This window comes from Catalinimonas locisalis (genome assembly GCF_038039535.1).
Taxonomy (GTDB): Bacteria; Bacteroidota; Bacteroidia; order Cytophagales; family Cyclobacteriaceae; genus Catalinimonas.
Genome location: NZ_JBBPHP010000006.1, coordinates 1 through 14,362 on the forward strand (window position 1 = coordinate 1; position 14,362 = coordinate 14,362).

Sequence of the window (14,362 nt, forward strand, 5' to 3'; positions counted from 1 at the left end):
TATCAAGTTACCCACATTTCCACAACTCAACAACAACTGATTCTTCTAAGAATATTCATATGTAACAAACCTAAAGGTATTTCTATGGATGATATTGCTGGAAACTGGATTGCGACATACGCCAGATTTTCTAACAATCAACTCAACCCTCCGATCCAGATCAATGTAGTGGATGAAGGGGGGACAGTGAACCTTGTCATACAGTCCAATGGCAGGTTTACGTTTACTATTTCATTTCCTGGTGAGACCCCGGATGTATCAAAAGGTCAACTTGGGTTTGATGAGGACTATCTGGTAGTTCACTATGATGGTGATGCTGCAGATGATTATGAATATATGGGAATTCAGCTAAGTCAGGATCAGAATACATTAGTAATAAGCGGCCCTGCAGAGTATGATTTCAATGAGGATGGTACTGAGGAACCGGCACAGCTCCGGTTAGAGTTAGTGCGGAACTAGTAATTGCGATATAACTTCTTCTAAAATCCTGTTTGGATGATTTGTGAAAAGTATATGATTAGAGTGGTAAAATATGGAATAGCCAGCCTATGGAGCTTGACGAGGCAGAATATTAGTAAAGCTAACCTTTAAATGCTCAATGTATATTGTACTACTGATTGACTCAGATCATCAAGTACAGTGATATAGGTCAATGCTGTTCACCATTACTTCCTTTAGCTTTATAAAAGTTAACATCATTTCACTAAACAACAGGCATCATGAAAACAATTATGATAATATGTTTGATGGTTTTCTTAACCAGTAGTGTCTTAGTGGCACAAGACAGGCAACAGGATAGAACACAACAGCAAGATCAGGACCGTCTTCATCAGATGGATTATCTGATGCTTCAGGATGGTCAGATGCTGCACGTGCAGGATCAGGAACGGAGCCAATTACGTGAACAGTTAAGGCTATCCAATGGGATAGTGGTAAATCCTGATGGTACTTACCAGCTTAGAAATGGAAAACAAAAGCAACTGCGTGATGGTCAGTGTCTGGCCATGGACGGACAAAAATATCGTTCTCAAGAAAAAATCAGGCGAACCCTGGAGAACAGGGCACAGAGAGAACTACGGCGGCAGGATAGAAATAGGGACACTTCTGCCCAGCATGGACGTCAGCAATCTGGCAACAGGGCCAGGAGCGGAAGGAAAAACTAGGTTGTCATATTGACAACCTAGTTTTACATCATCTCTAAACTTAATGCCATGTTCAAACTAGCATTGTTTGGCATCTTCATTCTATGCTCATTTCCTCTTTCAGCTCAGATTGAGCCTGATAAGATAATTGATTCGACTTCAACTAAAGGAGTGTCATATGCCATACTCAGTATACGGTACGTCAGTGATGCCGTTTTTATGGGGAGAAAAGATTCAGTGGCAGCTCCCTATCTGATCCCTCAGCTCTCCTATTTTCATCGTACCGGATTGTATGTAAGTGGCTCTTTTTCTTATCTCACAGCTGAGGATGAAAGGCGTATTGATTTATACTTACTCAGTGCTGGTTATCAGTTGCAGAAAAGTTCATGGAGCGCTGGTTTGGCTGTAACTCAATATTTTTTCAATGATCAAAGCTATACAATAAAGTCACAGTTTAACACAGATTTATCAGCGTATCTGGGCTATGATCTGTATGTGCTTGAAGTATACGTAGATGGTAGCCTGTACTTTACAGCGAATGAAAGTCCTGACTTGATTCTTGGGACTGAGTTGAGCCGTACCTTTTATGCACTTGAAAGGCGTTTGCAGTTAACGCCTAAAGTATATTTGAATATGGGTACCCAATATTATTATGAGGCTTACTACCAAAATGTACGTCAGCAGAGAAGAGGGAATCAAAATGGTAAAGGACATGGAAGCGGTAATCCTAACTCATCAGTTGCCTCAATAGAAGAGACTAGCAGTTTTAAACTTCAGGATATAGAGTTTAGCATTCCCCTGCGATACACTATAGGTTCTTTTCGTTTCTCGTTTATTCCTACTTTAGCCATTCCTTTTGGAGAAATCACTATTACGGAAGGGCAGGAAACAATCAATGAGAAATTTGAGAATACCTTCTTCTGGTCAGTAGGAGTGGGATACTTATTTTAATACTTAAGCCTAAGGAATAGCTACCCAAGTAGTCGCTACTGGAAGTATTATTCTTCAAAAGAATGATTGTGATTTTGATCATTCTTCTCGCTGATCTAGATCACCTTATCTTTCAATACAAATTGATAGAATTGTCTAGATACTAATACATTCCTCTTAGTATATACCTATAATTAACAATTTATTCAACTTAAAGCTGTCAATCATGATTAGATCAAGATCAATGTTCAGTATGGCTATGGCTTTGACAGTTGTAGCTTTATTCACTCATTGTGAGGATGAATTGCTTACTTCCATTGACCAACCCATTAACATTAATGCCAAAGGTGGAGGTGGTAAAGGAGGGGGTGGCGGTCATGTTGAAGGTGCCGGCAACAACCTATCTTTTCCGGTCATCTGGTCAGAGGGAAGAGAATTAACCCTGAGAGAATTACCTGTTGGTACTACTGATCCGATACTTGATGGTGCATGGTGGTATGTCTGGGGACCAGAGCCGATAGATCCTAGCTCTCCAATTTACAGTTGCGATCCAACTATATCAGATCCATGTTATCCTGAAGGAACTCCTGATGTTTACCAAGCCTATCTACAAAAGGATCCAGACAATATCTGGCAGGCTTTCAATGAGCCAGCAACCAGTGAAGTATATGTGGATGCTATTGACTGGGGCGATAACCTTGAATCTGTGGATTGGAGTATTACCTCTAAAGTACGGACTGAAGTGGTACTGTATGAAAATTTACCCAGTGCAAGTCTTACTCTTCCTGATGTGACTTATCCGGTAACAGAATATGCCATGCAGCATGTGTCAGGATGGGGTACTGATGAAGTACATGGTCTTCAAACTGAACTAAATGGTGATATTGTGGAAGGGCCCGGCAATCGGGCTACAATTTTTTCTCCTCTTGCCAGGTTAACAATCCAGCAACTCACTTCCACAACACCAAACCTGACATGGGATGCTACTACACATTCCTGGACAGGAGATGCAAATTCACCCGTTTTTAATAGTGCAGTGCATGAAGCAGCTGATGGACCTGGTTACTACAATGCGGAAGTGAACGTAAAAGGAAAGATCATTTTCGGCTATACATGGGATGTGAAAAAACTCAGTACAGGACCAGGGGTGTATCGCATCACCTTTAGTTTTGACGAAAGTGGAGGTGGCATCAACCAACTAAATACGTTCTTTGATACTAATACCCAGATTGTTCCGCCTGCAGAAGAAGGAGAAATAGTCGTTGCTGAAGAACCAGGTGGAGGTGGTACAGCCGTTATAGATGTTGACTATAATCTGTCTTACATAGATGTGAGAATAACATCCAGTGGAGGCGGCGGTGGTAAAGGCGGTGGTAAAGGAAAGCCTGCTAGATAAGCCTTAATCACGCCTCATCAGTTACTGGAAAAACGGTTTTAATGGGAGAGTATAGTGTTTCCACTATACTCTCATCCGATTAGATAATCCAAATCTACTAGAATATATTTTTCATTCATCAACCTAAACAAGCCATGAAAAATCTTATGTTATTAGGCTTTTGCCTCACTTTACTGTTTGTTTTATCCTGTCAGGAGGAAGAATCTTTTGATAAAATGTTGGCAGCTCAGGTAGAAATCCAGGCCCATGAACCAGGACCTGGAGAAGGTCAGTGCCTGGATCATCCTCACAAAATGCAAAATCATATCTTTAAAACGCATCTGAATGGTCAGCAGGTAGCACCCCAGCCAGTAGATACCAAAGCCCAGGGGCAAGCAAATTTTAAACTCAGCGATGACTGTAATAAGTTATATTTCAAGCTGATAGTAGCAAATATAGAAAATATAACCGAAGCTCATGTGCATCTGATACCTGGTCCAGCGCATGGAGTAGGGCACGAGTCAGGAGGGGGACATGAAGAGGAAGATGGGCATGATGCTGGTCATTCCACGGGGGATGTGGTGCTTTGGCTTTATCCTGCTGCTGCTCCTGCACAGCTTATCCCAGGGCGTACGAATGGTGTACTGGCTGAAGGAGTACTGACCGAGAGTGATTTAGTAGGTGAACTGGCTGATGAACGCCTGCAGCGTCTGATCAGAGCAATGCATCAGGGCAGGCTTTATGTAGACGTGCATACTCACCAGCATCCTGCTGGAGAAATAAGAGGATCATTTTTATCCCAATCATCCAATGAGGAAGGTGAAAATACAGGTAGCAGTAACTTCAACCTTCAATAATTATTTTTTTATGAGGACTTAATTGTTCCTCTGCTTCTTTGGTGACCCTGATGCCAAACTTTCCATCAATTACAAAGCATTCAAGAATAGCTCAGTTGATTTTATCCTCTCTTAAAGCATGGAGTACCGATGATCACAATTCGCAGTGTTAATGACTTACATCACTATTTTTTTTATAAGAATTTTAAGTAGAGTAAAAAAATGGGCTGAATCGCTAATCCTGCTGACTTTTGAACTTTATGTACTCCACTTAGGAGGCTACTTCCTTATTTGAAATACGTTTAGCTTTAATAGAGACAGCGATAATATGCTTGCTTTAGCAAGCCTACTTGTTACTGTAGTAAAAAAATCTACTTTTCAATTGAAAAGTAATAAAAGATGAAAAGTTTACTGCATGTATTAAGCTCATAATTAACAGTGACTTAGATCATTCATATATTTTACTGCTTATTTTAACCTTACCAGAAGCAGGTTCTCATGTTACGTTTCTGGCTGATCATCTTATTACTGGTAATATTTCTTTTACTGCCTTCTTTTCAGAGTACTCCTTCAAATGCCAAGGTATCATACGTAGGACTGATGAAAGCGAAGAGGAGCTACCTCCATGGCAGAACTTACCATTTCCATTATCGGCCCTTCCTGGTCGCGTGATATGTCGGTTAAAACCTGGTCCAAAGGAACTGAAAACGCTCTCATCCTGATTACCTCGCCGGTACGGAACAAAGGTAAAGTGTTTCTGAAACGTAAAAAAGACATATGGAACTGGATCCCTTCCATTGACAGAAATATTAAACTACCCCCTTCTATGATGATGCAGTGGTGGATGGGTTCTGATTTTACCAATGATGACCTGATCAAGGAATCTTCACTACGTATCAAAAGATCACTAGGGCTGCAACGAGGTAAAGTGACAAGTGGTTCCCCGGGGACGAATTCAAATCTACCAGTCTTCAGCCGGCATGTAGTTTAATGAAAAAGTTTCCAGTCAAAAACTTTATTATCACAGTAAAGAACTTTATTATCACAGTTAACAACTTTTTTATCAACTGACAATACTATGGCAAGCTCAATATACCTGGCAACTTCTGAAGCTCATTGCGGAAAATCACTGATATGTCTGGGCATCATGGAAATGGTGCTGCGCAAAACCAAAAGGGTAGGAGTATTTCGCCCGATCATTAGTGGGAAAAGAAACCATAGAGATAAGAATATTGACCTGCTAATACGGCACTTCAACCTGGATGTATCCTACGAAGAGACTTTTTCTTTTACCAGAAAAGAAGCCAGAAACCTTATCCTGGATGGACAGTATAACAAGCTGCTAAATCAGGTGATTGAGAAGTATAAAGCCCTGGAGAAAAAGTGTGACTTTGTGCTTTGTGAGGGTACGGACTTCAGCGATGAAAGCTCCACTTTTGATTTTGATATTAATGTTGATATTGCCAAAAACCTGGGTTGCCCGGTATTGATACTGGGTAGGGGAGATATGGACCGTGAACTGGAGGAAGTGATCAGTCCGGTGCGCCTGTCTTATGAGCGCTTTGCCGAAAAAGAATGTGATATTCTTGGCGTTATCATTAACCGTGTCAGGTCAGCTTTTGCCCATGAGCTTCTGCTGGAAGTGCGCAATACCATCAAAGACAAAGAACTGCTGGTGTCGGTGATACCTGAAAACATTGTACTGCAAAGTCCCACTATACGGGAAGTAGCGGAGCATCTGGAAGCGGATGTGTTGTATGGTGAAGACCTGATGGAAAAGCAGGCTTACCGCTATTCGGTTGCCGCTATGCAACTGCAAAACTATCTGCCGCACATTACCGAAAACTGTCTGGTCATCACGCCGGGAGATAGGGGGGATATTATATTGAGTGCACTACAGGCCCATCAGTCGCAAAACTATCCACCCATCAGCGGTATACTGATGACCACCAAGCTTTTACCCGAAAACTCTATCAAACGACTGCTGGACGGATTACCCAATCTAGTACCCATTCTTTCTGTTGGGTATAATACCTACAATACAGTGGCTAAGCTGGGTACGCTGACCTCTTACATTACCCCGGATAACCATACTAAAATTACCATCAGTAAAAAGCTGTTTGAGAAGTATGTGGATACTTCTGCCCTTCAGCAGAAGATCAGCAGTGTACGAGCCCGAGGTATTACGCCAAAAATGTTTCAGTACAATCTGGTGCAAAAAGCCAGAGACGCCAAGAAACACATTGTACTGCCCGAAGGCAATGATGAGCGCATACTCAAAGCCGCAGAAATACTGGTGGAGCAGGACATTGTGAAGTTAACCATACTGGGTAAACCAGAGGAAGTCAAAAACCAGATTGCCCGACACGGTGTTCGGATTGATACCGAGCAGGTGCCTATCATCAATCCGGCAGAATCTGATTATCTGGAAGGCTTTATTGACCGTTATGTGGAGATCAGAAAAAGCAAAGGGGCTACTCGCGACAATGCGCGCGATGCCCTGGTAGATGTATCCTACTTTGGTACCATGATGGTGCTGGAAGGTCTGGCCGATGGTATGGTATCCGGTGCCGCCCACACGACTCAGCACACCATTCGCCCGGCATTTCAGCTGATCAAAACCAAGCCTGGTGTGTCTATCGTTTCTTCGGTTTTCTTTATGGCGCTGGAAGACAGGGTGCTGGTCTATGGTGACTGTGCAATTAACCCTAACCCTAATGCCGAGCAACTGGCGGAAATCGCCATATCCTCGGCTGATACCAGTCAGGCCTTTGACATTGAACCCAAAGTAGCGATGCTGTCTTACTCCTCGGGTGAGTCAGGCAAGGGTGAAGAAGTAGAAAAGGTACGCAAGGCTACCCATATCGTGAAAGATAAGCGTCCCGACCTGAAGGTAGAAGGTCCTATACAGTATGATGCTGCGGTAGATAAGGAGGTAGGGACCAAGAAGATGCCTGATTCGGAAGTAGCGGGTAATGCCAGCGTTCTGATCTTTCCTGATTTAAATACCGGAAACAATACATATAAAGCAGTACAAAGAGAAACCGGAGCACTGGCTATCGGCCCGATACTACAGGGCTTGCGTAAACCGGTCAATGACTTAAGCCGGGGCTGTACCGTAGCCGATATTGTGAATACGGTCGTCATCACCGCCATACAGGCACAAAAGATGAGCGTGCCGACCGAGAAGGAAGAGGAGAAGAAGGGATAAAATCTATTTTCTACGCTTTCTCTCCCATGGCCTGTGTCTTCACAGGCCTTTTGTAAAGGGAAGGGAAAATAATTCCTGTCCAGCCCAAACTGATACATGTTTTGCGCCTACAGATAGTGCCTCTTTACCTTATAGAAAATGCTAGGCCTTTCAGGTGGTAAAGATTCCTAACGAAATGACCGACTGTTTAGCTGTAGGATATTGACGTATACTTTTCAAATGAGTCTGATGAAAACGGCATGTTATGATACTAGCGGTAAGAATTAGGATGAATAACTGAAGCTTCCCATCATAAAGAAAGCTTCAGCCTTCAGCAATACTGGTCCGACATTTTTATCTCCTCTTATACTTTTTCCTAAAGAGCTTGATTTCACGCTCTAGATCAGCAAGTGCTTCAGAATAACCATATTTCATCCCTTCAACAAACAATTTATCTGCTTGATCAAGGAATCTCTCATCAGTATCTTCTTGCTTTTTCATAACTTCATCCCGCAACCTGATGAAGCCAGAGCCAATAGCAGTATGGAGAACCAGATCAGAATTGATCCAGTTTTCATAATAGGAATGCTCTTTTTTGCTACCTTTTTCATCAGGCTTCCAGATATTCAGGTCCTGAAACATAGAATCATCAAAATCACTTACAAAATCAATCAGTAATTCTCTCGCAAAAGATGGGCTGAACTTTGATGATAATATTTCTTCTGCTAAGGCACCAATGCTTTTCAAATCTGCTAAATCTATTTCCTCAATTTTTTGAGTTGGGTGATTAAGACTTGCTTCAACCAATTGAGAATTTTGCAGCAGGTCTACCAAAACCCATCTTCTCCAGCACAGTATAAATTTCCGGCGAGTCATCCAGGTTGCGATATTCATATAATACTGACGTATGACTTCAAAGTCTGCCGAATCTAATCCTCCTGGTGCGGCATCTTCACCGTTAAGGTTGATGTTAACAAAATGATGCCAGGTAGAGTCAATTACTATTCTACCTGCATTTGCCTGTCTTCCATCCCATACGGATATGGAAGGAAAACAATGAGGATCAGTTGCATCTTTCCCGCCGGATGTATTGCCTCCTGGTACAAATGATGTGGCAATAATTTGTGTCTTCACACTTGTTCCGTTGACAGTAAAGGAGGTTTCCGGTGAACACTCGCCTTCGTGTGGGTGGTCTGGCATTATGTCAATAATACCTGAGGGTCTTAGACTTTTTTTGATTGATAACAGCGGATGAGGAAGTCCGCTTCCAAAAGTTCTTACCGCGATGGTCTGGGGTACATTATCAGATTGATGATCAAATGTATCTGCACTTGAGTTGCCCGGGCGAGGTTTATTGGTATCGTTTCGCCTTCTTCCACCCATACTTACTTCATTGGCATCATTGGAAGCACCCACTGGGGTGTTATCCCAATGCCTCATATCTTTTACTCTGGGGATTTGATCACAAATAGCCCTACCGAGAGAGCCATGGTCGCCAGTAGCAAATAAACCTCCCCCTCCATTCATATACGCTTCAATCGCCTGGACTTCATCATTACCAATACCACCGAAGCTTGAAATAGCAAATAGCCATATCTGGTCAAAATCATCAAGGTTTACGCTTGTTGCAAAGTTGAAGTTGCTTATGTGGTTGACCACCACTGGGTTAGGGCTCATTGTGATTAATCCTCGGTGGGCAAGTGTTACTTCATAGTCAACAAATGACTGGGCTTCAAGTGCATTAAATGTTGTGAGGAATTCAGATAGGTCAAATCCCTCTGTGCCGAAATTCAAGCCACCATCACATACTATCAGTACTTTTGTTTTACACTTTCGCCACCACCACCATTTTGGAACATATGGTTTCAAAAAATCAGGCTTCAATTGCCTTAATTCCTGAGTTAGCTGAATCCTCTCTTCTCTGCTAAGAAGATGCATTTTTTTAAATTTTTCTTCTAATGATTCCATCTTTCATAGTCTTGTTTAGGGTTAATAATAGGGTTGTTATCATTAGTGAAGAAAACAGTAATAATGTAACCTGCTGACCCATAGCATTATGCAGCGTAATGAACCAGATGAAGCATATTATCGCCACGGATTTATCTGTAAAGGCCAAATCAGGTATGATTTTGTATCTATTTACCGATACTTACACATCTACACTACTATTACGTTTGGGGAGGATACTGAACAGATAGTCTTACCATCAATATCACAAACTGTCATGTGTCTGCTATGCGCTTTGAAGGTGGCTTTCCAAAGCTGACATGTGACCTTAGCAGGGTATTACATAGGCTTGTCAAGCCTGACAATTGGGCTTAAGCTATGCTTACACCCACTTTTCATCTCTTACCAGCCACCTTATTGATGCTTATGCCCCTTTTTCATAACTGACAAATGACCTTCATGTAAGATATGCTGGCTTGTGCATATGGACATGTAATGTTAATGTACGCTATACTCATTTGTTGAATGTGCTTTTACAAACTGTATCCTCTTCAAAGATAGTTTTTAGCGTTATTTACACTGCTTTACTAAATATTGCAGGTGTATTGAATAAGCATAAGTGTACTTATCTTTCGCAATTTGTGGAGGTTAAATTGTTCATAAGCCTTTGCGAATAGAAGGTGTTAATCTACAGTTAAAATTTAAGCAAGATGAATCTGAGATCAGTACAAAATTTAACCCAGGCATCATGGCTGGCCATCCATAATACGGCTAAGGATGCAGATACCGCCAAAAAATTAAGTGCCATTGGCTTTAATGATAAACGATTGCGTGAGATAGAAAATCTTACGAAGATGGTAGAGGATTTGGAAAATACGAAAATCGCCTCTTTCCATGAAGGATTGCGCGTGTCTGAGCAAATAGAAAAAGAAGTGCATGACCTTCGTCCGCTATTTATGGACCATGTGGCGAGCGTTCGTTATGCTTTTCGTCACGAACCAGCATTGTTGCGTACCTTCCTTCCCAAGCCGGTTGCACCTAATAAATGGGGATGGCTGCCCCAGGCCAGGCACATGTATATCCACATTGTACCCTATGCGGAGCAACTGGCTATGTACGGTATTGCATTAGAAGATTTGGAACAGGCCAAAGCCTCGGTAGAAGCCATCATCAGGCTGCGTGAAGACCGTATGCTGAAAAAAGGTATTGCTGAAGACTGTACCGACAGCAGAAACCAGATGGTCAAACAATTGAAAAGTCTATTGAAGGAGTTTCATGCCGCAGCTAAGCTGGCGTTGAAAGACAATCCTCAGAAGCTGGAAGCTTTTGGTATCAGAGTGCGCTCCTTGCAGAAGTGAGTGGCCAATTGAAAATTGGAGATTAAAGGTTGCCAATTACATAGTAAGGAAAGGGGGGAGGTGATCATCCCTCCATTCCATCACAGCCGCATGCTGTAGGTTGACAGTCGCATCAAAGTAGAAACTTGCCGAATACAAACTCAATAATAGCTTAGACCGCTGCTTTCTTCACATGGGTATTGATGATGTGGGCGAGCTGCTGAGCCTGCACCACACCGGATTGCCGCCAGAGGATCTTCCCACTCTGGAATAACATCAGAGTGGGCACTCCCTGTATGCGCAGGTCTCCAGCTATCCTGGGGTTCTTCTCTACATCTACTTTAATGATTTTGACCTGATCTCCCATCATGGAAGACAGCTCTTTCAGAATAGGCTGCATCATTTTGCAGGGACCACACCAGCTGGCATAGAAATCTACCAAAACAGCTTTCTCTCCCTTTATCAGATCTTTAAATTTTATAGGCGTTTCCATAGTATGATCAATTTTTTGGGTACAAGTATACCCATTGGAATACCTTAAGTCAGTGATCTTTGTCACATTGGAGGAAAATATTCATCATAGGCTTTTACGATAAAAAATCAAACTGCCTTTTTGAGCGTTACTTTGTTTCTGCCAAGTGCAATCTTACCATTTCTTTCCAACTGTTTCAGCAGCCGGGAGATTACTTCCCGGGAAGTACCCAGTTCATTGGCAATTTCCTGATGGGTTACATTGAGCTGTCGGGTATTGAGATGGGTAAACTTATCCTCCAGATAGGTGAGTAGCCTCTCGTCCATTCTCCGGAATGCGATATTTTCAATGGTATTCAGTAGTTCCTGAAAACGGTTGGCGTAAGTCCTGCCTACCAGCTCTTTCCACTCACGGTAGGTGTTCGTCCACTCCTCGTGTTTATTCACTGGAATCGCAATCAGCTCGGTAGCATCTTCCGCAATCGCCTTGATCTGGCTGGGCTGGTAGGTACTGCAACAGGTCAGTGACATGGCACAGGTTTCGCCACTTTTGAGGTAATAGAGAAAGACCTCTTTCCCTTCCTCATCTTCTTTAATCACCTTGACCGTACCACTGATGATAAGGGGAACGCTTTTGATATAATTTCCATAATTGATGATGGTGTCGCCGGGGGCAAACTGCATCCTTTTCCCGTACTGTTGTATTTCCCTGAGCAGTTCAGGGTGACTGATATGAAAGACTTGTTTGAACTGCATCAGGTCTATCTCCATAATAAAAATCTGTTGTGTGACTTATGTCACTGTTTTTCATTTTAGGTACTGCTAAATTTAATCAATCCTACAAGGATAAGCAGTTAATGTATCATCAAATAAAAAACAATCGCCATGAAACGCAATATGGGAATTTCTGACAGAGCCATAAGAGTAATAGTCGCATTGTTAATTGTGGTATTAATCTACAGCGGAACGCTTAGCGGAGCCTGGGCCATCGTACTGGGTGCTGTAGGGGGTATTTTCGTACTGACCAGCATCATGGGTTTTTGCCCATTGTATGTACTATTCGGCGTTAATACCTGCCCCGCCAAGAAATCATGACCACCTTAAAAACCTGAAAACATGAGCCATTATCAAATTCTGATCGTAGGAGGAGGAAATGCCGGTATTTCGGTAGCTTCCCAACTGCTACTCAAAGATCAAAACCTCAACATAGGCATCATTGAACCCTCCGAAAAGCACTATTACCAACCAGCCTGGACGCTGGTAGGAGGGGGAGATTATGATGTGATGGATACCGAAAAGACCGAAGCAGAAGTGATGCCGGAGAAAGTAAGCTGGCTGAAAGAAGCAGCCGACAGCTTTGATCCGGAAAACAATAGTGTAACTACCGCTGAGGGTAACACATATACTTATGACTATCTGGTCGTCTGCCCCGGCATACAACTGGACTGGCATAAAGTAGAGGGGCTAAAAGAAACGTTAGGTAAAAATGGTGTATGCAGCAATTACGGTTTTGACAAAGCGCCTTATACCTGGGAATGTGTCAGAAACTTTAAGGAGGGAGGCACTGCATTATTTACCCAACCTTCCACGCCGGTAAAGTGTGGTGGAGCCCCTCAGAAGATCATGTATATGGCCAGTGATCACTTTCAGCGAAGGGGAATACTGAGCAAATCCCATGTGGAGTTCTTCTCCCCGGGAGCTGTTATTTTCGGCGTACAGAAGTATGCCAAAGTATTGCAGGAAGTGGTGGATAACTATGGTATTAAGCTAAACTTCAAGCACGACCTGATCAAAGTAGACGGGCCTAATCAGCAGGCCACTTTTAAGGTCACCGATAAGGATGGTAATGTCACAGAAGAAGTAAGGTCCTTTGATATGATTCACATTACCCCTCCGCAGAGTGCGCCTGATTTTATCAAGAAAAGTCGTCTGGCCAATGAAGCCGGCTGGTTGGACCTTGACAAGTATACTTTGCAGCATGCGAAATACGCCAACATTTTCGGTCTTGGTGATGCCTCCGGTACACCCAATGCCAAAACCGGGGCAGCAGTGCGTAAGCAGGCACCGGTACTGGTGGAGAACTTACTGGCGGTGATGGCCCATAAGAGTCCACAGGGGCATTATAATGGTTATGGCTCCTGTCCGCTGGTCACTGGTAAAGGCAGGTTGGTACTGGCCGAGTTTGATTACAACAACGAGCCTATGGAAAGCTTTCCTTTTGACCAGGCGAAGGAAAGGTTTAGCATGTACCAGCTCAAGAGATACGTTCTGCCCTGGTTGTATTGGAACAAAATTCTAAAAGGCACGGCCTGATTGATATGGAAAGTTCTCATAAAATACAGACAGAAAAGAATGGCAACGCAGCTACTCAAAAACTTAATGAGGAACAAAACGCTAAGGTGCTGAATAATATCTTGCTTCAGTTGGATGCCATACGTGGCAGTATAGAACAGCTTTCTACTGGTATGAAGCAGGCTCCCGGGGTGATGGAAATGGCTACCGATGCTATTGACAATTTAGCTATAAAAGCAAGAGCGAGGGGGATAGATATAGAACAGAGAGGAGAGATGACATTGCAATTAATGGAAAGACTCAGTCAGCCCAAAACCATTGAAAAATTGAATGCCCTGCTTGACCTGAGCGAACAGCTTCCTGACTTTGTAAGTGATGCGGTAAATGTAGTAGATGAAACGATGGCTGAAGCCCATCGCAATGGCATTGATGTGACTCAGCGGAGTAAAGATATGTTGCACTTACTCAGCCGATTATCTTCTCCTAAGATGGTGGAGCAACTTAACGCTATGCTAGACTTTGCTGAACAGGGTACAGATATGCTGGGTATGGGAGCAGATGCGATTGATGATACCATGAACAAGCTACATCAGCAGGGCTTTGATCTTTATACTGCGCTTGAAAATGGACAAAAGATGTTGGTAGCCGCCAACACTGCTTTGCATGAAACCCTGGAAGAATCACCTAAAAAGATAGGAGGAGTATTTGCACTGCTGCGGCAGTTGAATGATAAGGACTTTCAGAAAGTGCTGGCCTTCCTCGCTACTTTTGGAAAGTATTTTGGGAAGCAATTAGGAAAGTAAGACGCTACTTTTTTCGTGGATATCCATATGTAGCCCTAT

14 protein-coding genes are annotated in these 14,362 nt (G+C 42.8%); 11 read left to right on the forward strand and 3 right to left on the reverse strand.

Annotated features, from left to right (window positions below; translation table 11 throughout):
• From WJR50_RS10015 to pta, 7 genes are all read left to right on the forward strand, one after another.
• Nucleotides 1–459: hypothetical protein (locus WJR50_RS10015; protein WP_341293126.1), on the forward strand; the 459-nt coding region annotated here is incomplete at its 5' end.
• A 260-nt stretch (nucleotides 460–719) separates the two neighbouring features.
• Nucleotides 720–1,163, forward strand: a complete 444-nt coding sequence (locus WJR50_RS10020) for a DUF6799 domain-containing protein (RefSeq protein WP_341293127.1) — start codon at nucleotides 720–722, stop codon at nucleotides 1,161–1,163.
• A 48-nt stretch (nucleotides 1,164–1,211) separates the two neighbouring features.
• Nucleotides 1,212–2,093 carry a hypothetical protein gene (locus WJR50_RS10025; protein ID WP_341293128.1) on the forward strand — a complete coding sequence of 294 codons (882 nt, stop codon included), beginning with the start codon at nucleotides 1,212–1,214 and terminating at the stop codon, nucleotides 2,091–2,093.
• 205 nt (nucleotides 2,094–2,298) lie between these two features.
• Nucleotides 2,299–3,468: a hypothetical protein gene (locus WJR50_RS10030; RefSeq protein WP_341293129.1), complete on the forward strand. Its 1,170-nt coding sequence runs from the start codon at nucleotides 2,299–2,301 to the stop codon at nucleotides 3,466–3,468.
• Nucleotides 3,469–3,602: 134 nt separating this feature from the next.
• Entirely contained in the window at nucleotides 3,603–4,304 is a 702-nt protein-coding gene (locus tag WJR50_RS10035) for a CHRD domain-containing protein (protein ID WP_341293130.1), read from the forward strand.
• A gap of 604 nt (nucleotides 4,305–4,908) precedes the next feature.
• Nucleotides 4,909–5,274: an outer membrane lipoprotein-sorting protein gene (locus WJR50_RS10040; RefSeq protein WP_341293131.1), complete on the forward strand. Its 366-nt coding sequence runs from the start codon at nucleotides 4,909–4,911 to the stop codon at nucleotides 5,272–5,274.
• 87 nt (nucleotides 5,275–5,361) lie between these two features.
• Complete coding sequence (pta, locus tag WJR50_RS10045) at nucleotides 5,362–7,494, forward strand: phosphate acetyltransferase (protein ID WP_341293132.1); 2,133 nt, start codon at nucleotides 5,362–5,364, stop codon at nucleotides 7,492–7,494.
• A gap of 333 nt (nucleotides 7,495–7,827) precedes the next feature.
• Here the strand turns inward: pta and WJR50_RS10050 are convergent, their stop codons facing one another.
• A complete protein-coding gene (locus WJR50_RS10050) occupies nucleotides 7,828–9,441 on the reverse strand; it encodes a hypothetical protein (protein WP_341293133.1) in 1,614 nt (537 codons plus the stop codon).
• Between the two features lie 689 nt (nucleotides 9,442–10,130).
• Between WJR50_RS10050 and WJR50_RS10055 the strand changes: the two genes are divergently transcribed.
• Entirely contained in the window at nucleotides 10,131–10,778 is a 648-nt protein-coding gene (locus tag WJR50_RS10055; protein ID WP_341293134.1) for a PQLLE family protein, read from the forward strand.
• 151 nt (nucleotides 10,779–10,929) lie between these two features.
• Here the strand turns inward: WJR50_RS10055 and trxA are convergent, their stop codons facing one another.
• Nucleotides 10,930–11,250: a thioredoxin gene (trxA, locus tag WJR50_RS10060; RefSeq protein WP_341293135.1), complete on the reverse strand. Its 321-nt coding sequence runs from the start codon at nucleotides 11,248–11,250 to the stop codon at nucleotides 10,930–10,932.
• Between the two features lie 107 nt (nucleotides 11,251–11,357).
• Complete coding sequence (locus tag WJR50_RS10065) at nucleotides 11,358–11,999, reverse strand: Crp/Fnr family transcriptional regulator (protein WP_341293136.1); 642 nt, start codon at nucleotides 11,997–11,999, stop codon at nucleotides 11,358–11,360.
• Nucleotides 12,000–12,113: 114 nt separating this feature from the next.
• Between WJR50_RS10065 and WJR50_RS10070 the strand changes: the two genes are divergently transcribed.
• From WJR50_RS10070 to WJR50_RS10080, 3 genes are read left to right on the forward strand one after another with little or no spacing between them, the layout of a single operon-like run.
• Nucleotides 12,114–12,323, forward strand: coding sequence for a YgaP family membrane protein (locus tag WJR50_RS10070; RefSeq protein ID WP_341293137.1), 210 nt, complete (start codon nucleotides 12,114–12,116; stop codon nucleotides 12,321–12,323).
• A 21-nt stretch (nucleotides 12,324–12,344) separates the two neighbouring features.
• Complete coding sequence (locus tag WJR50_RS10075; RefSeq protein WP_341293138.1) at nucleotides 12,345–13,541, forward strand: NAD(P)/FAD-dependent oxidoreductase; 1,197 nt, start codon at nucleotides 12,345–12,347, stop codon at nucleotides 13,539–13,541.
• A gap of 5 nt (nucleotides 13,542–13,546) precedes the next feature.
• Nucleotides 13,547–14,323: a DUF1641 domain-containing protein gene (locus WJR50_RS10080; protein ID WP_341293139.1), complete on the forward strand. Its 777-nt coding sequence runs from the start codon at nucleotides 13,547–13,549 to the stop codon at nucleotides 14,321–14,323.
• Nucleotides 14,324–14,362 lie beyond the last annotated feature (39 nt).